We start from the raw sequence: 18,308 nt of genomic DNA on the forward strand, positions 1-18,308 counted from the left end.
AAAATACTCAAAGTTCTTTTTCAAACCTGTCTACCAGTCGCTCCAATATCTCCCAGTCCGCATCTGAGAGCCGGCCCTCCATGGCGGCACGTTCGATCCTGAGAATGACCTTTCTCGTCTTGGCTGTCAGCCGCTGTTGCATCTGATCGACCTTCAGCAACAAGGCTTGGAGCGCCTCGCTATCATTCTCGGCAATGCGGTTATGGCCGCTGGCGGGCAGGTGAAGCGGATAGCTACGTTGCTGGTGTTGTAAGTCCATATAGCCATCCGTCAGGTTCAGATTTTTTTCGATCCGCCGCGCCACTTCATCGCCCATATTTCTCCGATCGGTGACCAACTGACTGACGTGGGCAGGCGCCAACCCCGCCTTATCCGCAAACGCCCGCTGGGAACCAAAACGGGCTATCTGTGCCAGTAAATTCTCCTTGCGAATAGTCCTGATATTTACCATCCCAGAATCATAGCAATTTGCTATAACTTCAGCCATGAGCAACTTGCTATTTTATTAGCATGACGCTACCATAATCCTGTCATGGATATGAAGACGTATATCGAAACGGAAGGTCGCGACGCAGCCAGGCGATTGGCATTTCTGGCGGGAACCAACTATGTCTATCTGACCCAGATCGCCTCCGGTTTCCGTAAACCCAGCGGACGTCTGGTACTCCTGCTGGAACACCACTCCAACGGCAAGCTTACCCGACACGAATTACGACCGGACCTCTACCCGGAGACCTAACCGAAGCAGTCTCACATCCAAACCGTAGCGGCGGGCAGATCGCGCCCGGCCATGTCGAATTAATGGAAATAGCCTCATGTTTAAGGGATTACAAAAGAAACCGCATTCACTCACCGATGATCTGCACCACTACTGCGATGAGTTCACCGAGTTCAACCGGCGCTGCGAACGCCTTTGCGAGGCCCTCACCGAAATCGCCACCCATCACGAATCGATCAGCAGCTACTCTGTGCGCGGCATGCGGTATAACGCCAACTGGTTGAAATACAGGATCAACGATTTCAACCGGCGATTGCGCACCCTCTACGAAAGGGCACTCGATGAACAACTATAGCCAGGTCTGATGCGTCACTGATAGACATCTGGTGCCGACAGGTTGAAATGGCATTTGATACGCGCGCTTTACTTGATTTTCGCATTAATTAGGTATATTTTTTAATTATTGTAGAGCGTTTTCACTTTAAAGGCTTATTAACCATGAAAGTCAGCAAACAAGAGAAGGCCTTGACCCGCAAACGCATTTTAAAGGCGGCCGCGGATGTGGTCAGTGAAAAAGGCTTTAAATCCGCCTCTATGCGAGAAATCGCACGTCGCGCAGAGGTGGGTGACGCCACCATCTATAACTACTTTCCCACCAAGGAGAGTCTCCTCTACGGCTACTGTGAGGAGAAACAGCATGCGGTGGCGGAAGCGCTGAAACAGATCGATGACTTTCATGAATACACCCTAAGGGAACAGCTGCAGCAACTGACAGAGACCGAGCTTGCCCTCTGGCTACCGGACCGGGATTTCCTCTCCGAGGTCTTTACCCTGACCTTTTCCGCACCCGTCGCGGGTGCCGTCAACCTGGCCGAGACACGGCGCCGATTCAATCGCATGGTGGAGGATATGATCGATGCCGCGATCGAGGTGGGTGAGATCCCCGACCAGCCCTACCGGGAGCTGCTGGCCCCCCTCTACTGGGACTATTTCACCGGCATCCTCGCCTTTTGGCTGCATGATGACTCGGAGGATTACGCCAATACCACTCAACTGGTTGATCGGAGCGTGGAGATTATTGCAATGGTGTTGCAGACAGCGATGATCGGCAAGGCCCTGGATCTCTTCTCTTTCATGTTTCGCAGCCAGATAAGCCGCCATCTGGAGAAACTGGGCGACTATACCGCCCCCTGGAAACAGGCCAAACGTCGCTTCATGGAGGGTGATAATGGGTGACTCTATCCCCAGTGGCAAATTTGCCCGAAGCAGCATTGCCGGCAGTGCCATACTCAAGGCGGGAAGCAGGCGCCTCACCCATGCCGCCAAACGCCCCTTCCTGAGCGAGTCGGTGCGCCTTGACCGACAACAGCAGCTCGATGAGGAAACGGCGCGGATCCTGTTCGAGGCCTTCTCCCGCCTGCGCGGTAGCGCCCTGAAGATTGCCCAGATGTTGAGCATGGAGAGCAATCTCATGCCTGACTGGTTTCGTCAGGAGATGGGCAAGTCTTACCACCAGGTACCCCCGTTGGGTCGACCATTGATTCGTAAACTGATCCTGCAGGAGTTCAACAAGCCACCCGAGGATCTATTCACGCGCTTTGACCCAAACGCCTTTGCCGCTGCCAGCCTGGGGCAGGTCCATGCCGCGGTCGGCAGTCAGGACCAGGATCTGGCGGTTAAGCTGCAATATCCCGGCATCGATGTCACCATCGAAAGTGACCTGCAACTGCTGCGCAGCATCATCAGGCGCACCCGCTACGCCAAGCTGCTCCTCTCTTCCATCGACGAGATTGAACAGCGCCTGCATGAGGAAGTGGACTACCTGCATGAGGCAGAAAACACCGAATGGTTCAAAAGCCGACTGCAACTGCCTGGGGTGATTATTCCGGCGGTCTACAAGGATTACTCATCGAAGCGCATCCTGACCACCGAGCGGTTGCGGGGTCTTCATCTGGAGGCCTGGTTAGGCACCGATCCCAGTCAGCAGGCGCGCGATCACTTCGGGCAGCGGTTATACGATATATTCGTCAACTCCTTCTACGGGCTGCACGCCCTGCATGCCGACCCCAATCCTGGCAACTACCTGTTTGCCAAGGACGGCACCCTGGGCCTGCTGGACTTTGGTTGTGTCCGCTACTACTCGTCGGATTTCGTAAACCTGATACCGGTATTGTTGCATGCCTACATGGAACGGAATGCGGAAAAAGTGATCTCGACCTACCAACAACTCGGCATGGTTGCGGAAATGTCGGGGGATGAACAACAATCCTTTTACGACCAAGTCCTGCAGCCTTTCGGTGACTGGCTGACCAAGCCCTTCAAGGCGGGACGATTCGATTTCACCAATCAGCAGGCCTCATACACCGCCGAGGGTTGGGCTGCATTCAAACAGCTCAGCAAAGTTCACAAGATCAACGATCTCGCCAACGAGTTCATCTATTTCGACCGGACCTTCTTCGGTCTCTACCAAATCTTCGAGCAGATGGGCGCATGTATAGAAATGGAACATCAGTGGCTGCACTGAACAAGCCTTTAATATGGGGCGGTAGCATGAGCCTGCTAGCCGCTTTCCTGCACCTCGCAATCATTGTCGGCGGTCCGTCCTGGTACCGCTTTTTCGGCGCAGGAGAGGGGTTTGCCCAACTCGCGGAACAGGGCTCACCCATAGCGGGATCCATCACCGCCCTGATTGCCCTTGTGCTGATGCTATGGAGCCTGTATGCCTTCGCCGGCGCTGGCCTGGTACGTCGCCCACCTTGGCTCAGATCAGTCCTGGTCATAATCACCGCAATCTATCTTGTACGCGGTATGATGCTGTTGCCACTGGCTTTATTCATGCCCCAGGTGGTCGATATTTTTCTAATCTTGAGTTCGTTGATATGCATTGTAGTCGGCATACTGCACTTCAGTGGAACAAGACAAATGATCTGGGAACACTCATGAACGAAAGCAGTGACGGCCTGGTCGTCAAAAACAACCCATTTACCAACCATCAACTTCCCTTGGGCGTACGCCTGTTCATGAATGCTGCAAAACTGACCTTCCACGTGACAGGAAGGGTTTCACCCAGACTGGCCGGTGTCTTGGCACTGCGCCTGTTCATGACACCACCCAGGTTTCCCATACCGCGCAGGGAGTTGAAGATTCGTGAAAGTGCCCGTTTGACCATGTATGAAATTCATGGCGAACAGATCGCGGTGCGCACCTGGGGAGAGGGTCCCAGCGTATTGCTCTGCCATGGCTGGGGGGGACGCGGCACCCAATTCTTCGCCCTTATCGAAGCTCTGGTGGCAGCCGGTTATCGCGCCATCGCCTTTGACGCCCCTGCCCATGGCGACTCATCGGGAATACGCACCAACATGTTGATGGCCAGCAAGACCATTGCCGGTATCGTGGAGAGAGAGGCGCCGATCAGTGCCGTGATCGGTCACTCCTTCGGCTGCGGCATCGCCCTGCTTGCCATCGACCGTCACCAGATACCCTCGGACAAGGTCATACTCTTCAGCTGCTTCACCGACACCCTGTGGATTTCGCAACAGTTCGCAAAGGCATTCGCAATCAGCGATGGCGTCATCGAGGCCATGCGTCAAACAGCAAACCAGCGCTTTGCCCATCATTTCGACAAACCCTGGGATTGGATGGATCTCTCACCGGTGAATACCATCAACAAAGTAACAGGCGACCTGCTGTTGATACATGACAAGCAAGACACCCATGTCCCCTACCAACACGCCCTGAAACTCAAGCAAATAGCCCCGCAGATTCAGCTCCTGACCACCGAAGGGCTGGGGCACAAGAAGATCCTCATGAACAAGCAGTGTGTGGATGCCTGTATCGAGCATATCAGAGGCTAATTACAACTCCCCCTCATCGCCGATTATTGCTGTCATTCCGCTTGCATGATGGGACTGGTTTGATATCTTCTTACCAGAAGTTATGCGAGGAACGCCCATGAGACTACCCACGTTATCCCTAAAAACCCTATTCATCGTCTCGATCATAGGTTTAACTGCCAGCTGCTCATCAGACGAGAACAACAATAAACCCATGAAAACCGACCCTGGCGTTTTTCAGGGATACAAGGATACTTTGGATAAAGCACAAGGTGTGGAACAAACATTGTTGCAGGCAGACAAAGCGAGGCGAGAGGAATTACAGCGGCAACAATAGTGAACCAAAAATAGAAATGTAGTCGAACGGGTTTGAAAGCTCAGCTATATCTTAATAGGGATAGCGGCAATTTATTCAGCACTGATCTTCTAGTTTAACCTGTGTTCCGTCCACATCGGATCATCAGCGACGAAGCTTAGTAAACGATCGGAGGTTCGAACAACCACTTTATTTGCTGTCACCTCGATATCTTCAACGATTTCACGAACTCCAATGCGGATTTCGGTAAAGGATGAAGAACCCTTTCTAATACCGAACAACTTACCCGTCGTTGCCACAACCGCCACATATCTCCCCGATTCCGCGGCTATCAGCTCCTCGCGAATCGGCAGCCTGGTTTCAAAATAGCTGTTGGTTGAAATATTGTAGCCTATTGCACGATCACCAGTCGCCAGTAAAGCGATATAGGGGGATAAGGATAAAGTCGCAACTTCTGCCTCTTCCGGTTTTAGGCGGAACTCTTTCCATGACCCAGAAGTCGTTGACACCACATAGAAGCGGTCATTGGTCAGTACGGCGCCTAAGTGACCATTCGAGTCTGCCTTTAACACACTCTCTTTGGGCCTCAACCTTATGGATGTACTGTTCGCACCCTCAATTACAGCGTTTAATTTGCTCTCCGATTCTGAAATATAAATCTTGTCTTCTATAGTTTCGTCAGCATTGGAAGATAGAACCGCGGCAAGCAGGACAAGAGATACAATCAGTAGGGCAAATGGTTGTTTTTTGGGCGTGTGGTTCATCCTTGAATATCCTATATCTACATTACGTTCAATAGTTCATTGCAGTATGAACTATCCCTGATCCCGGCTGTTAATAATTATCACAATCCATGTGCCTGTTGTCGAGCAAACTGCTATCGACCGAAAGATAAGTCATAAAATGAAGGTTTATCAACCACGAGCCAGCATGGTGATGTTGTGAATCAGTGTATCCAGGGCCTTATCCGCCCGCTTCCTCATTATCACGGGTGTCACGTAGAGATGGATCGGGAGCTGGATCAACGGAATGCCGACACCCAAGCCAAGCGCCAGCAGCAGGGGCCATCTCTCCTCAAACAGGATCGCAAATGGGATTCCCATACCGAGTGCAAGAACAATGGCCAATCCAATAAGAAGCCTTGTAATAAATTGCTTTGCCTTGCCTATTCCTTCATACCCGGCGCTGACATAGAGGCGATTCCCTGAAACGGAAACCTTAATAGGAGAGGCGCCGTAAATGGCGTTTCCTGACTGTGTTCTTATGAATCCACCCTTGTGTTCGACTGAAATTGTTGAGTCAGAAATATCCACGATTTCATAGCCATTCTGGACAAACATGGTTTGGGCTATCTCGATTGCTTTCTGGGGTTTGACAGTAAATATTTCGTTTCTCTCATAGTCCATAATGAATACTTAGTATCTCAGTTGTATCGATATCATAAAATCGGTTAATTTTACAATATTGGAAATATCATTATTAGTATGGATAGCCATAGACCTAAATAGGCGTCATCGATTCTTTTGTCGACTCTTAGACTTGTTTTAGAAGCCATAATACTACTGCTATTTGTAGTGGATAGCCGCTGACAAAGCTATTGTATTGGCAACATCAATTACCCATTACCTGATTGTTTTGTGAGCTTTCCGTACTATCGTATTATTTCATCGTTAGTTAATATTGCTATTCGGCAGGATGCTTTTTGCTTTAAAACTAAGACTTTTACTCTTAGATTTTTTGTTTAACCTATGTGTTTTCTTCAACAGTTCGTCAATATACTCATTATCAGCTGCACTAAGATTGACATATGGAAACGACAACGTGGTTTTATTGTCGAATACCAATCTTTGCAATCTTTTTGAGTGGACAGGTCCTCGAATCGCTGATCGTCCATGTAACCACAACCCATCGATAATAAGATACCCCATCCCCACTTTTGTAGGAATTCGCATTAGCCTCTCATCAATTTTTTGAATGAGCTCATATGACCAGGAATCCTGCCTATACATTAAATCAAATACCTCATTAAATTTATCTTTATGTGATCTATTGGTCAGGAGTTTGATAATAATATTTTTAGCACGTGCTGGCATGTCCTCGCAATCCTTCATTGCTTTTTGTAACTGCTGATTGCTCAACAATAATATATCGCCACCATCATTATCATCCATAAAACTAATGACATTGAATAACACACGAGAGCAGAATAAATCCGCATGAACAGGGAATCCTTGGTCTGCTGTTTCTGATTCTATTGGTGAATGAAAAGAAATTGTACAACTTCGATCTTTACATAGCTCAGCAGACAACAAAGAGAATAAGGCGTGTAATTCTGATGCTCCAAAATCGTCAAATAATAAGTCTTGTAATAAGACAATTTCCTCACTAGGTTTAAACATGTAGAGGCAATTTGCAATTTCTTTAATAGAAGAATTTAAATTTGGGGTCATTATAGTATTAGCTATATAGCTTAACCCATACTGTTCGGAGGGCTCAATTTGCTCTACCTTCGTTACAATACCTGACAATTCGTTAGTCATATTCTTCAACATAGATTTTGCTTCATCGCTCCATGTATTCCATACATATTCAGAGCTTGAATCATTAATAGTGCAAAATAATTGTTTCACTAGATTGCCTCTGCTTATATTCATGTGCGAGATAAAAGACCATTTTCATCATAGAAATAGCAAGTCAGTGTATATTTTTGTAGCCCGTGGGTTGTTAGCACTCGTTCGACGGATTTATTTACATGATTTATGTGGTTCGACTGGGAACAGCTTGAAAAGGTCTCAATTACAATTTCTGACTCACCTTCACAAACGGATTCAATTATATCACCACCTAATTTTCCATTCATTGCCTTCGACAGTTCACGTATATAATTCTTGCGCTGTTCATCTTTTGGGTTTCCGAGTGCTTCTAAGAACAAAAAAGCTCTAGAAGCTCTATACCTATCATATTCTTCACTTGTGGGTAACAATGTATGATAAATAGTTTCATTTTCTCGTGGTTCTAGAAGGCCTGCTAGATCCATTGATTGTGAAACCACATTGATCATCCTTCGATGACCAAATATCTCTTCTTCAGATTCTTGCATCATTTTAGACGCGATCAACTTCTCAAGAACCTTCTCTTTGAATTCATTTGGATCAATAGATGAGCGAAACTTTATGAGTAAATCCCAAGTACCCATTAAGTCGTACATTGCCTCTATAGCAATAGTTGAGAAATCTGCAGCTCGAACATCTTCAACGAGAATCCTACTTCTCTCACAATCCTGAACTGATAACAGAAGAAAATATAGATCAGAAGAATCAGCGGAAAAAATATCAGAACCCTCTCTACGACTCTTTCTCTTATATATTTTCCAATCAGCGGAACATTGATCTACTTCATTATTTTGATCCTTATTAGTCATCACGTAATCAGAATCGATGTCTATCTGAGGATTCCATGCAAGACCATTTTTAGGATCGCTTCTTAGAGAGAGAATTGTTTTTGATATTTCATCACCTAGGGAAATATCCCACTTTACCTGTTTTGTGTCATATGAAATCACCCTAAGATGACGAAAATCGAAAGGAACATGGTCAACACTCTGCGTCAATATTATGGCTGGTTTTTTTAATGCGTGTGCCACTCCCAATTCATAGATAACGTTTGGATTTATACCTGTTACATCGCATAACACCACTTCACTTTCAATAATAGAGTTAAAAATATCATCAATGATTGCTCTTGAACTATAGACTTCGTCACCTCGCTCAGCCTTAAGATCTGCTTTTTCTATAGCAGGCTTATAGATTTTTTTATAATAGTCGTTGAATGGCTCTTTGAAAGGGGAAATCACGAAGCACTTTTGCATACAAATAGCTCTCTAAACTTATTGAAATATATCACTTTTATGTAAATAAGAGGCAGCTCATAGTCCTCACACATTACTATCTTGACGAATAAACTGACTACAAATTCTCATCCTTCTGTATGCACGATGTACCTATGCGGAAAGATCGTACAAGTTAACTCTGAAATGTATGTGGGAGACTGGGATTGAGGTATGCAACCTCCCTGTTTAATTATTTTTTATACTATTTATCACTATCTTACCAGTTTTTTCGAATAACTCACTTTTTTACTCGAGTATTTCAACCTGGTATCTATTAGTTGAAATTGTTTTCTTTATCAAGATTTGGCAACTATGACAATCAGCCCAGCCAGATCATGACCTGGATTCGTCGACACAAACGCACTCGACATACGGCTTCCCATGCTGTGGCCCAACAGGTAAATACGGCTAACACCCCTTTCGTTCCCCTCTCCATTAAGATAGACAGAACCATCGGGCCTTTCGGCAGAGATACTGAAGGACGATAACAACAAAATCATTGTGATGAGGGCTTTGATCATTTACAACGCAAAAATATCTGTACTTTGATAATTGTGCTTGTAGTTTAATAATCGCCACTGCTTTGACATTTTCGTAAGCGCAGGCGCAAGTTTCTGCCCTTGCGGTGAACTCAACCCCTCCATAAGTGCCTGTTCCGAATCAAACCACACCTCCGCAGTGCCGTCATATTCAGGCAGCATTCCCCTGGACGTTCTCAGACCTTCGTTCAAAGGGGTCTCTAACGTGTGAGCCTGCACATACTTTCTGGCGCCCATCGCTTCAGCGTTGCTCATGAAGAACGGGCCATGTCTGTTCATCCAGTAATCCTTGAATTCCTCACGCGTCATATCAGGATGTCGAGTCAAGCACATAACGAATTTGATCATTTTTATACCTCGTTTTTCTGAATGTTGTCTGTTGTTTCATTATAGTAATCAGTAACAGCAAATGAGCACCACAGGATTTATAAGGTAGTGACCCGGTAGCAAGTTCGCTGCCGCGAAGTCAGTGATATCGAGCAAGTCTGAAAATCCATCGAGACCATTGAAAGAGCAGAATCAAAGGGGATCAGATTAATTGACCTGGATCAATCTTTACGGACGTCACGTTAATCCAAAAGCCACTCCATACACTACACTCAACTAACTGACCAGGGGGAATCCTTTAGTGATCAGTCATGATGGTATCTCATCGAGATCCTTATCCATATGAATAGTAGAAAAAAACGGGAGGATGGTTATGGCTTTTAGAACAACCCTATTTACCACAAAGCTGATATTACTTTTGTCAATCTTTTTGCTGGCTGCCTGTGGTGGCGGCGGCGGTGGTGGTGGCAGTTCCAATCCCACAACGGCAACCGGCGTGTTCAAGGACAACAACGTTTCCGGTATCACCTATACCTCGGGTGCGCAGAGCGGCACAACGGGCAGTGACGGTAGTTTCATCTATGAGGTGGGCCAACAGGTCAGTTTCAATCTGGGCAACGTCACCCTGGGGAGCGCCACCGGCAGGTCAGTCCTTACACCGGTCGACCTGGTTGCAGGGGGCAGCAGTAGTTCCACCGAGGTGTTGAACCTGGTCCGCTTTCTGCTGATGCTCGATGACGATGGCGATTCCAGTAACGGCATCAACATATCGTCGGCAGTGCAGACTGTTGCCGAAAACTGGTCGGCGGTTGACTTCACCACCGCGAATCTGCAGTCGGAACTCTCCTCCATCATCTCCGACACGGCATCCGCTGACGGCACCAGCCACACACTACCCAACGCCACCACGGCCCGGAGCCACCTGGAATCGACCCTGCGCTGCGTCAGGGCCGGCGCCTATAGCGGCACATTCGGGGGCGATGACAGTGGTCCCTTCGGGGTTTTGGTCGATGCCTCCAACGGCCTGCTTTCCGGATTTGCCTACAGTGCCTTCGATGGCCTGCTTGTCCTGACGGGGTCCACCTCGGTGAGCTACGACCAGAGCGCCACCTTCATCAGCGGCGATGTCTCCTCCGGCGCCACATTCAGCGGTCAATTCAACAGCCCCAACACCCTCGCCGGGAACTGGAATCTCTCCGCTACAGCGGAATCCGGCACCTTCTCAGGCAGCCGTATCGGAGGTGCTGCAAACGCCACTTATCGCTTTACCGGCAGCTTCTCATCCAACGTGAGTTCGCCGGTTACCTCCAACGGACTGTTCACCTTCGATGTCGACAGTAATGACAACGTAACGGGAATAGCGCATACAGTATATGCTTCGGATGGCACACAGAACGAGACCGTTTCTTTTACCGGCTCACTCACCGGTACCTCGCTGCTTGCACAGATCATGGATGGCAACGTGGTCGACGCCACCATTACCGGCACCCTGAACAAAGCCAGCGGCATCGTCAGCGGCTCATGGAGTGATGTGGATGGTAATACCGGCACCTACTCCGGCCGTGGGTGCAAACTAAATTAAAGGAGAGGTATTTCAAAGATGTTGATTTATCGCACTGCCAACAGAAATCCAGGTGAATTTGAGGATGCAGGTGGCTTTCTGCCCAAGAATTATAGGTCTAAAGGCCAAATAAAGACAGAATTCATGGAATGGTGCAGAACCGGGAAGGTGGTCAAGATGGTTGAACGTCATCAAAGCTCTGCTTTAGGCAGCGGATACATCATATCAATGGATATGACCAAACTCTGTGGAGGATACTCGAAAAAGTTCTTCTACGAACTGAATGTATCAGGCCTTAGACGTATACCTTTCACTGCCGATGTATTAGGAGTGAAACAGCTGTCATGGAAGGGGATACAGCAAAAACCTGAGAATGTTCATTTATACATGAGCGCCACTAAACTAAAGTATGCCGAAATATTCGCGATCTCCAATATCGGTGATCGAAAAAAAGAGCTGTCCGTGTTTTCATGGGTGCCATTTAAATATTTTTCAAACTACGCTAAAAATAAAGCAGGCCCTTATAAACCAATCAAAAATCGAAAGGAATACCCAAAACCGGTGCGCGGGTCAATCAATGATCGCGCAAAGATATTTGGCAAGACAGTTAGTCGTACCCATAAATAGTAGACACTGATTAATACGTACTGCTCATAGTGTGCTCAGTGCGTGGGTAAGATGAACTGTATCCGCTGTTAACCGATATACAGATCCCGAAGACACCGAAATCACCTAACGACAACACTCATCGTTGCATAAGTCTTACCGAGCTAAGCGTTACCCAGTACCTCAGGTATTTTAGATTGAAGGGAGGGTATAAATCTTCCCAACCTTGCTAGCCAGTGGCGTTCACGTACATACCGGTAATGGTGTTCATGTAGTCCATGATACGGTCAGTGGTCGCAAATATGGTGACGGGCAACCCCCCTTTCTCAACATCCAGGAAAAATGGACGGATAACCCGCCAAAGGCGGGTAACACTGATGAGCTCCGCAGTGATCTCAGAAGTATTGATATTTTCGGTCTTCAGGATAACCATTGCTGATTCAAAATCATTAACTGCATTATTAAGTTGATTGATTGAATCCTGATCTTGGAAACCCAATTGATAGGCAATGTAGTATTTTGCAATGCGTTGAGAGAGCATACGCTGCCTGCCGGAAATGTTGACGACCTTCGGTTTTTCCAGTTTGGAAAGTGCCTCGATCTTCATCACGACATCCTGGCTGACTTCTAAAATAGTCTCGCTCAGGTCAAGTACCATGGTTGCATTATCCTGATTGTAAGGGAGACCTACCAATTTGGCATAGTCATCGATTACAATATCCAGCAAAGCCAGTACCTTCTGCACATCCTGGCTTTTTATTTCAGATTTTAACTCAGAGTGATTTTTTTTGAATTCGATAATACTGCTTTGCAGCTGTTGTTTTGCCTTGTCGCGTCTCACATGTCCGCCTAGAAAAAAGTAAGCCTTAGCGATTCTTTGCGAGAGCATTCGCTGCTTGCCTGCCTTGTTTACTGCTTCGGCCAGATCGACTTCAGCTGCATAGGTGGGAAATGAGAGGCTGAATATTATACTTAGGCTGAGGGTTAATAGATAACCTGTGATCTTCATAATATTTTTCCTGATACATCGTGGAAAAGTGATCTCACATCTTGCTCATCCGTCGTTTATCATGGCATTCATATCGAGTTGGATATGATCGGCGGTGCACACAGCAATTGAGGGGGCACACTTAACTCCTATGTTAAGAGGTCTGTCCTGGAAATCGTTACAGGACAGTTCGTTTTTCGCTCCTATAGGCCCGGACCCTTATAAAACGCATCTATTAATACCTATTTTTGTATGGATATAGAGCGGCACCGTATGGCAAAGATTTAATCAGTTAATTCACAAGGATGGTCTGATAATAAAAATATTTCACCTTTTTCTGTACCCACGGCTTATCGGTTAAACAAGTCGAAAATCTCCGATACGGTTTCAATTTAGAACGCTTCTACCTGTCAGTTTCAACTTGCCTTTCAGATCGTATCACTCACATTCATCTCGACACCCGAGTGTCGCACCTTTATCTCGTATACATCCAACTCATCTATTGTTACATAACTGATACTTTCGCATACATCCCAGTAGCCTGATTCATATCTTGTAAAAGTTTCTCCGTGGTACGTGCAACCACTGATGGAAGATATTGACCCTTATCCATTATTTTCGTCAGTTGGAAAAAACGCCACTGTTTATTCACTTTGTCGAGAACCTCCTTGATCTCCACTGTATTCAGGGATGAGCCGTTTAATTCCGCTAATGCTTGGGAATATTCCAATTCTGCTTTCTTGAATTCACTATGAAATTGTGGATCTTCCACTCCCCAAGAGAGGAATAGATAGTATTTCGCCATCCGTTGGGACAACATTCTTTGTCGTCCGGAAATGTCGACAATATGCGCCTTTTCCGTTCCAGCCTCCTGTACCAGCGCCTGCACGACTTGCTGACTCGCCTGAAGCAACTCTTCACTCAATCCGTTCAACTTTATTGCATTCTTTATATTGACAGCCCCACCCGCAACACGCCTGTAACGTTCCCATACACTCTCCGCTTCCATTAAGGCTTGCTTTGTATTTACCGAACTCGCAAAGGACTTCAAGTTGTTCAACTGTTTTTGATAGAGTCGAATGGCTGAATTCAATTGCTCTCTTGGATTGGCGAATAAAATCTGCTGACCGATCTGGACGAATGCCTTAACCATCCTTTGACTTAGCATGCGCTGGCGTCCCGCCTGATTAATGGCCTCTGCATAATCCTCTATGGGTTCTGCGCTACCACCGATTGGAAAACAAAGAGATAGACATAACAGGATGAGATAATATATTTTTTGACAACACATATGCACTTCCTTTGAGACATAGTCGAACTGACCGGGTCGCATATCACCAATAGACTCTTTACACGATCTGTCGGCATCATCCTTGATCTATGTTAAATAGCGCACTGAGTTACACATAAATAACAGTTTATTATTATTCATAAATCGGCTTTATAATTGTTGGTAGGTGAACTATTGGGAATCTACTTCTTGTAAGGATTGTAAGTTGAGTAGTTCGACTATCGAATTATCTTATATAGACAAATGTGGGGCAGCCGAAGTGACGACGCAGACTGTCCCGCTCGAATGGCTTGTTAACCGTAGTCACATGGCGGCATACTTCCTGTTTTGATGAATCGATAATATCAGTTGCCCAATAAATACCCCGAACACGCCAAAAACAAACTGTGAACATCTGTAAATGACCCATAATTGCAGCAATGTGCTTATGAAGTCTCATCCATCAAAAGTGCCGTGGCGCTACAACATTCCCCTTGTGCGCTGTTGTTATCACTTGACGGTGCTGCGCTGCAACCACAGCCGTCGTCACCTGTCGCCTTTGCCTCAGCATCCGCCACGCAGCAGGCGTCTGCATCTTCCGGGGCCGGCCCTCCACAGCAACCCTCTGCTGTGTAGCCGTATTGACTACGTATCGCTTCGCAGACTTCGTCGTTGTTGAGTTGTTTCATCTGTGTCTCCTTTAATGATTGAAATTGAAACAAAGCAATTTCTGCTTCCTATACGGGTAGACGGAGACATCACGAGAAAGACGCAAAATCAGTGAAACATTTTAACACTGCCTGCAGTTGTTATCTTTCTTCTCATAATCAACTATTTGGTTCATAGCGTTAATTACCAATTTACAGCAGTCATGAAGCATGGTTTTCAACAGCACTCTGCCTCGTTGTACACGCGACTTTGCCCTGGAAAGTGAAATACTTTCTTTTTCCGCTATCTCTTTTTGGGTCCTCCCTTCGATCTTGGAGAGCTGAACTGCGGTTGTTCTAGCTACTCCGGCAGCTCTTCAAGAGGCTTCCGGGAACGATAGAAATCAATGATGGCATTTCTTGTTATTTGATAGAGCCAGCTTTCAAGCTTGCTCCGGTTTTCAAGGGTGTCGATCCGCGATTGAATCCGGACAAAGATATCCTGAAGAATATCTTCAGCCGCTGTCTTATCATTGACCCGCTTTTGTATAAAAGCGAGCAGATTTGAGTGGTAATGATTCCATATTTCTTCAATCGTATTCATGCTGTTTCATCCAATGGCATGGCATCATAAGTGACAGGCACTTTGCACGGCAAAAAACGTTCAAGTTGCCTGCTATCGTCACATTCAACCATAGCTATCTTGATATAGGAATCCATAGACTCCCTGCTTATCGACATTCATTAGAACGATTCCTGGTGCAGTCGGTCACTATCCCCCTACGTTCCACAAGCTCAACCGCATGCGACTCCAGATATCAGCGCTTCTCTCAGTTCACCCTTTCAGCTTTCACCATCCATCACATTCATTCCCGTCACCTGCGCCATGCACCATCGATTTCTGCTAAACTGCGCCCTGTTAAACCAACCAGAACAGAGATATGGGGAGTCAATGAGCGCCAAGCGATATGATGTAGTAGTGATCGGCAGCGGTCCTGGTGGCGAAGGCGCCGCCATGAAACTGGTGAAAACAGGCAAGCGTGTGGCGATCATCGAGTCCTTCGACAAGGTCGGCGGCGGCTGTACCCACTGGGGTACAATTCCCTCCAAGGCGCTGCGGCACAATATCCAAATGTTACGGGACTTTCGACGCAATCCGCTGTTTCAGCACACCCATGACCAGGTTCAGGTTGAGTATTCTGATTTGATTCAGGCCGCCGGCAGGGTGATCAGCGAGCAGGTGCGCAGTCGTCTGCGCCACTATGCCCGCAACCGGGTGGATGTGATCCATGGACGCGCTCGTTTCAGCGGCCCCAATCTGGTTGAGGTGTTACAGGAAGGTGGCGGTATCGAAGAGATCGAGGCGGAACATTTTGTCATCGCCACCGGTTCGCGGCCCTATCACCCTGATGATGTTGACTTCAGCCATCCGAACGTACTCGACAGCGACTCGGTACTCCGTCTCGACCGCACTCCCGACTCGATCACCATCTACGGCGCCGGGGTAATCGGCTGTGAGTACGCCTCCATTTTCAGCAATCTCGATGTGAAGATGAATCTGGTCAACACCCGCGACCGCCTGCTCTCGTTTCTGGATGATGAGATCACCGATGCCCTTAGCTACCACATGCGTAATCAAGGAACGGTGATCCGCCACGATGAGGAGTATGAGCGGGTGGAGGCCCAGGATGACGGGGTGGTGCTACATTGCAAATCGGGTAAAAAATTCAAGACCGATGTGTTGTTGTGGGCCAACGGTCGCAGCGGCAACACCGAGGCCATGGGACTGGACGAGATCGGTGTCTCTGTCAATCATCGAGGTCAGATCGAGATTGACAAGACCTATGCCACCTCTCAGCCCCATATCTATGCCGTGGGTGATGTGGTCGGCCCCCCTGCCCTGGCCAGCGCCAGTTATGATCAGGGCCGCTTCGTCGGCGCCCAAATCGCCACCGGCAGTGCCGACTGGCAACTCATCGATGACTTTCCCGCGGGGATCTACACCCTGCCGGAAATCAGCTCAATCGGCCGCACCGAGCGGGAACTGACTGCGCAAAAGGTCCCCTATGAGGTGGGTCATGCCAGCTTCCGCACCATTGCCCGGGCACAGATCACCGGTCACGAAGTGGGTATGCTGAAACTGCTGTTCCACCGCGAGACCCTGGAGATCCTTGGTATCCACTGCTTCGGTGAAGGGGCGTCCGAGATCGTCCACATCGGACAGGCCATCATGGCCCAGCCGGGAGAGGCCAACAGCCTGCTCTATTTCGCAGAACACACCTTCAACTATCCAACCATGGCAGAGGCCTACCGGGTCGCGGCCCTCAACGGCCTGAACCGGATCTTCTAGGATTGTAAAAAGAATACTGTCCGCAAATAGATGCTAATGACTCTATATATGTAGGGTGCGGCTTGCCGCACCATCATACTTTCATCATCACAGATCTATCCATTTGGTTTAACGGTGCGGCAAGCCGCACCCTACACAATATTTGTATTCATACACGTTGATTTGCGGATTTTTACGCCCCTTTGAATTCGGGTTTGCGTTTTTCCAGAAAGGCCGCCATGCCCTCCTTCTGGTCGTCCGAGGAGAAGCAGAGACCGAAGGACTGGCTCTCGATCTGACAGGCACTGTCCAGGTCGAGGCCCTGGCCCCTGACGATGGCCTGTTTGCTCAAACGAACCGCCAAGGGACCTTTTTGGAGAATCTGCTCAGCCATGGCAAGGGCCTCCTGCATCAGCCGATCCTGGGGATAGACATGGTTGACCAGCCCCCAGGCCAGGGCCTCGTCCGCCTTGACATGACGACCGCTGACAATCATCTCCATCGCCCTGGCGGGACCGATGAGCCTGGCGAGTCTCTGGGTGCCACCGAATCCCGGGGTAATCCCCAGGTTCACCTCCGGCTGGCCGAACACCGCATTTTCCGAGGCGATGATCCAGTCGCAGGCAATGGCCAGTTCGCAACCGCCACCAAGACAGTAGCCGTTGACGACGGCGATCACCGGAATTGGCAACAGCTCCAGGCGGCGAAACAGATTCATGGCGGTCTGGGAAAACCCCATCCCCTCCACAGGGGACATTTCCTGCATCTCACTGATATCGGCTCCAGCGACAAATGCCTTCTCCCCCGCGCCGGTGATCAACAGCACCCGTGCCTCAACATCGTCCGCGACAACCTCCAGTGCAAGGGCAAACTCATTGAAGGTTTCTGAGTTTAGGGCATTCAGGCTGGCGGGCCTGTTCAGGGTCAGCAGATAGGTGCCCGGTTCGATCAACTCGAGATTAAGGGTTGTATAGGATTGAGGATTCATTTTAGAGGCCTATGGTTGGTCGATTTGTTGTGCTCGCCTGGATGGATAGGGTGATTTTCAGCCCATCCATGCTAGGGTAAGCGGGTGGTTAGTATGTACGGTTGAGGAAAAATTTGGCCCCGGCTTGACGTCTCCTGATATTCGCCTCGATCTCCTGGGTCGACTCCTGGGTGCACCCAGATTACCATCTGCTCGACGAAGAGCGCCACCAGCAGCATCAGCCGACCAGGATTTAGAGGCGAATTTCTATAGGGAGATTGTGAAGAAATGACATTTTGATCACCTGAAGTGGTGAAT

Annotated in this window: 22 protein-coding genes; 10 read left to right on the top strand and 12 right to left on the bottom strand. The window is 48.1% G+C overall.

The genetic code is table 11. The features are described from left to right. Positions 1-7: 7 nt before the first annotated feature. Positions 8-451 carry a helix-turn-helix transcriptional regulator gene (locus tag R2K28_RS14805; protein WP_316365545.1) on the bottom strand — a complete coding sequence of 148 codons (444 nt, stop codon included), beginning with the start codon at positions 449-451 and terminating at the stop codon, positions 8-10. Positions 452-532: 81 nt separating this feature from the next. Between R2K28_RS14805 and R2K28_RS14810 the strand changes: the two genes are divergently transcribed. The 7 genes from R2K28_RS14810 (at position 533) to R2K28_RS14840 (ending at position 4,888) form a co-directional block, all read left to right on the top strand. After that, complete coding sequence (locus R2K28_RS14810; protein ID WP_316365546.1) at positions 533-739, top strand: hypothetical protein; 207 nt, start codon at positions 533-535, stop codon at positions 737-739. A 76-nt stretch (positions 740-815) separates the two neighbouring features. Further along, positions 816-1,073, top strand: a complete 258-nt coding sequence (locus R2K28_RS14815) for a hypothetical protein (protein WP_316365548.1) — start codon at positions 816-818, stop codon at positions 1,071-1,073. A 143-nt stretch (positions 1,074-1,216) separates the two neighbouring features. Continuing rightward, on the top strand, positions 1,217-1,954 hold the full coding sequence (locus R2K28_RS14820; protein WP_316365551.1) for a TetR/AcrR family transcriptional regulator: 738 nt from the start codon (positions 1,217-1,219) through the stop codon (positions 1,952-1,954). Next, a complete protein-coding gene (locus R2K28_RS14825) occupies positions 1,947-3,242 on the top strand; it encodes an ABC1 kinase family protein (protein WP_316365552.1) in 1,296 nt (431 codons plus the stop codon). The genes R2K28_RS14820 and R2K28_RS14825 overlap by 8 nt, the downstream gene beginning before the upstream one ends. A 26-nt stretch (positions 3,243-3,268) precedes the next feature. After that, positions 3,269-3,661: a hypothetical protein gene (locus R2K28_RS14830; protein ID WP_316365554.1), complete on the top strand. Its 393-nt coding sequence runs from the start codon at positions 3,269-3,271 to the stop codon at positions 3,659-3,661. After that, positions 3,658-4,572: an alpha/beta fold hydrolase gene (locus tag R2K28_RS14835; protein WP_316365556.1), complete on the top strand. Its 915-nt coding sequence runs from the start codon at positions 3,658-3,660 to the stop codon at positions 4,570-4,572. Before R2K28_RS14830 ends, R2K28_RS14835 begins: the two co-directional genes overlap by 4 nt. A 97-nt stretch (positions 4,573-4,669) precedes the next feature. Beyond that, positions 4,670-4,888 (top strand): hypothetical protein, encoded by a 219-nt coding sequence (locus R2K28_RS14840; RefSeq protein ID WP_316365559.1) that lies wholly within the window; start codon positions 4,670-4,672, stop codon positions 4,886-4,888. Positions 4,889-4,977: 89 nt separating this feature from the next. On the opposite strand, the gene R2K28_RS14845 is transcribed toward R2K28_RS14840, so the two are convergent. The 5 genes from R2K28_RS14845 to R2K28_RS14865 all read right to left on the bottom strand — a co-directional run bounded on the left by R2K28_RS14845 (position 4,978) and on the right by R2K28_RS14865 (position 9,643). After that, positions 4,978-5,631, bottom strand: a complete 654-nt coding sequence (locus R2K28_RS14845) for a hypothetical protein (protein WP_316365561.1) — start codon at positions 5,629-5,631, stop codon at positions 4,978-4,980. Between the two features lie 150 nt (positions 5,632-5,781). Continuing rightward, the gene (locus tag R2K28_RS14850; protein ID WP_316365563.1) at positions 5,782-6,273 is read right to left on the bottom strand and encodes a hypothetical protein; all 492 of its coding nucleotides are present in this window, start codon (positions 6,271-6,273) and stop codon (positions 5,782-5,784) included. Positions 6,274-6,537: 264 nt separating this feature from the next. Further along, positions 6,538-7,497 carry a hypothetical protein gene (locus R2K28_RS14855; protein WP_316365565.1) on the bottom strand — a complete coding sequence of 320 codons (960 nt, stop codon included), beginning with the start codon at positions 7,495-7,497 and terminating at the stop codon, positions 6,538-6,540. Positions 7,498-7,517: 20 nt separating this feature from the next. Continuing rightward, entirely contained in the window at positions 7,518-8,735 is a 1,218-nt protein-coding gene (locus R2K28_RS14860; RefSeq protein ID WP_316365569.1) for a hypothetical protein, read from the bottom strand. Positions 8,736-9,277: 542 nt separating this feature from the next. Continuing rightward, positions 9,278-9,643: an EthD domain-containing protein gene (locus R2K28_RS14865; RefSeq protein WP_316365572.1), complete on the bottom strand. Its 366-nt coding sequence runs from the start codon at positions 9,641-9,643 to the stop codon at positions 9,278-9,280. A 352-nt stretch (positions 9,644-9,995) separates the two neighbouring features. Between R2K28_RS14865 and R2K28_RS14870 the strand changes: the two genes are divergently transcribed. Both R2K28_RS14870 and R2K28_RS14875 read left to right on the top strand, forming a co-directional pair. Then, positions 9,996-11,204, top strand: coding sequence for a hypothetical protein (locus R2K28_RS14870; RefSeq protein WP_316365575.1), 1,209 nt, complete (start codon positions 9,996-9,998; stop codon positions 11,202-11,204). An 18-nt stretch (positions 11,205-11,222) separates the two neighbouring features. Continuing rightward, positions 11,223-11,810, top strand: coding sequence for a hypothetical protein (locus tag R2K28_RS14875; RefSeq protein WP_316365578.1), 588 nt, complete (start codon positions 11,223-11,225; stop codon positions 11,808-11,810). A 208-nt stretch (positions 11,811-12,018) separates the two neighbouring features. Here the strand turns inward: R2K28_RS14875 and R2K28_RS14880 are convergent, their stop codons facing one another. From R2K28_RS14880 to R2K28_RS14895, 5 genes are all read right to left on the bottom strand, one after another. Beyond that, entirely contained in the window at positions 12,019-12,798 is a 780-nt protein-coding gene (locus R2K28_RS14880; protein WP_316365581.1) for a type IV pili methyl-accepting chemotaxis transducer N-terminal domain-containing protein, read from the bottom strand. A 484-nt stretch (positions 12,799-13,282) separates the two neighbouring features. Further along, a complete protein-coding gene (locus R2K28_RS14885) occupies positions 13,283-14,110 on the bottom strand; it encodes a type IV pili methyl-accepting chemotaxis transducer N-terminal domain-containing protein (protein ID WP_316365583.1) in 828 nt (275 codons plus the stop codon). Positions 14,111-14,493: 383 nt separating this feature from the next. Continuing rightward, complete coding sequence (locus R2K28_RS14890; protein ID WP_316365585.1) at positions 14,494-14,736, bottom strand: hypothetical protein; 243 nt, start codon at positions 14,734-14,736, stop codon at positions 14,494-14,496. Positions 14,737-14,837: 101 nt separating this feature from the next. Then, the gene (locus R2K28_RS20480; protein ID WP_442871445.1) at positions 14,838-15,026 is read right to left on the bottom strand and encodes a hypothetical protein; all 189 of its coding nucleotides are present in this window, start codon (positions 15,024-15,026) and stop codon (positions 14,838-14,840) included. A 29-nt stretch (positions 15,027-15,055) separates the two neighbouring features. After that, positions 15,056-15,298 (bottom strand): sigma-70 family RNA polymerase sigma factor, encoded by a 243-nt coding sequence (locus R2K28_RS14895; protein WP_316365587.1) that lies wholly within the window; start codon positions 15,296-15,298, stop codon positions 15,056-15,058. A gap of 348 nt (positions 15,299-15,646) precedes the next feature. On the opposite strand from R2K28_RS14895, the gene sthA reads away from it, so the two are divergent. Next, positions 15,647-17,044, top strand: a complete 1,398-nt coding sequence (sthA, locus tag R2K28_RS14900) for a Si-specific NAD(P)(+) transhydrogenase (RefSeq protein WP_316365589.1) — start codon at positions 15,647-15,649, stop codon at positions 17,042-17,044. A 172-nt stretch (positions 17,045-17,216) separates the two neighbouring features. Here sthA and R2K28_RS14905 read toward each other — a convergent pair whose 3' ends face one another. After that, a complete protein-coding gene (locus R2K28_RS14905) occupies positions 17,217-18,011 on the bottom strand; it encodes an enoyl-CoA hydratase-related protein (protein ID WP_316365591.1) in 795 nt (264 codons plus the stop codon). Positions 18,012-18,308: the final 297 nt, after the last annotated feature.

The sequence above is a fragment of the Candidatus Thiodiazotropha sp. CDECU1 genome (genome assembly GCF_963455295.1).
Taxonomy (GTDB): domain Bacteria; phylum Pseudomonadota; class Gammaproteobacteria; order Chromatiales; family Chromatiaceae; genus Thiodiazotropha.

Coding starts and splice junctions, on each gene's coding strand:
- R2K28_RS14805 (WP_316365545.1), bottom strand. CDS start 451: ATGGTAAATATCAGGACTATTCGCAAGGAGAATTTACTGGCACAGATA.
- R2K28_RS14810 (WP_316365546.1), top strand. CDS start 533: ATGGATATGAAGACGTATATCGAAACGGAAGGTCGCGACGCAGCCAGG.
- R2K28_RS14815 (WP_316365548.1), top strand. CDS start 816: ATGTTTAAGGGATTACAAAAGAAACCGCATTCACTCACCGATGATCTG.
- R2K28_RS14820 (WP_316365551.1), top strand. CDS start 1,217: ATGAAAGTCAGCAAACAAGAGAAGGCCTTGACCCGCAAACGCATTTTA.
- R2K28_RS14825 (WP_316365552.1), top strand. CDS start 1,947: ATGGGTGACTCTATCCCCAGTGGCAAATTTGCCCGAAGCAGCATTGCC.
- R2K28_RS14830 (WP_316365554.1), top strand. CDS start 3,269: ATGAGCCTGCTAGCCGCTTTCCTGCACCTCGCAATCATTGTCGGCGGT.
- R2K28_RS14835 (WP_316365556.1), top strand. CDS start 3,658: ATGAACGAAAGCAGTGACGGCCTGGTCGTCAAAAACAACCCATTTACC.
- R2K28_RS14840 (WP_316365559.1), top strand. CDS start 4,670: ATGAGACTACCCACGTTATCCCTAAAAACCCTATTCATCGTCTCGATC.
- R2K28_RS14845 (WP_316365561.1), bottom strand. CDS start 5,631: ATGAACCACACGCCCAAAAAACAACCATTTGCCCTACTGATTGTATCT.
- R2K28_RS14850 (WP_316365563.1), bottom strand. CDS start 6,273: ATGGACTATGAGAGAAACGAAATATTTACTGTCAAACCCCAGAAAGCA.
- R2K28_RS14860 (WP_316365569.1), bottom strand. CDS start 8,735: ATGCAAAAGTGCTTCGTGATTTCCCCTTTCAAAGAGCCATTCAACGAC.
- R2K28_RS14865 (WP_316365572.1), bottom strand. CDS start 9,643: ATGATCAAATTCGTTATGTGCTTGACTCGACATCCTGATATGACGCGT.
- R2K28_RS14870 (WP_316365575.1), top strand. CDS start 9,996: ATGGCTTTTAGAACAACCCTATTTACCACAAAGCTGATATTACTTTTG.
- R2K28_RS14875 (WP_316365578.1), top strand. CDS start 11,223: ATGTTGATTTATCGCACTGCCAACAGAAATCCAGGTGAATTTGAGGAT.
- R2K28_RS14880 (WP_316365581.1), bottom strand. CDS start 12,798: ATGAAGATCACAGGTTATCTATTAACCCTCAGCCTAAGTATAATATTC.
- R2K28_RS14885 (WP_316365583.1), bottom strand. CDS start 14,110: ATGCGACCCGGTCAGTTCGACTATGTCTCAAAGGAAGTGCATATGTGT.
- R2K28_RS14890 (WP_316365585.1), bottom strand. CDS start 14,736: ATGAAACAACTCAACAACGACGAAGTCTGCGAAGCGATACGTAGTCAA.
- R2K28_RS14895 (WP_316365587.1), bottom strand. CDS start 15,298: ATGAATACGATTGAAGAAATATGGAATCATTACCACTCAAATCTGCTC.
- sthA (WP_316365589.1), top strand. CDS start 15,647: ATGAGCGCCAAGCGATATGATGTAGTAGTGATCGGCAGCGGTCCTGGT.
- R2K28_RS14905 (WP_316365591.1), bottom strand. CDS start 18,011: ATGAATCCTCAATCCTATACAACCCTTAATCTCGAGTTGATCGAACCG.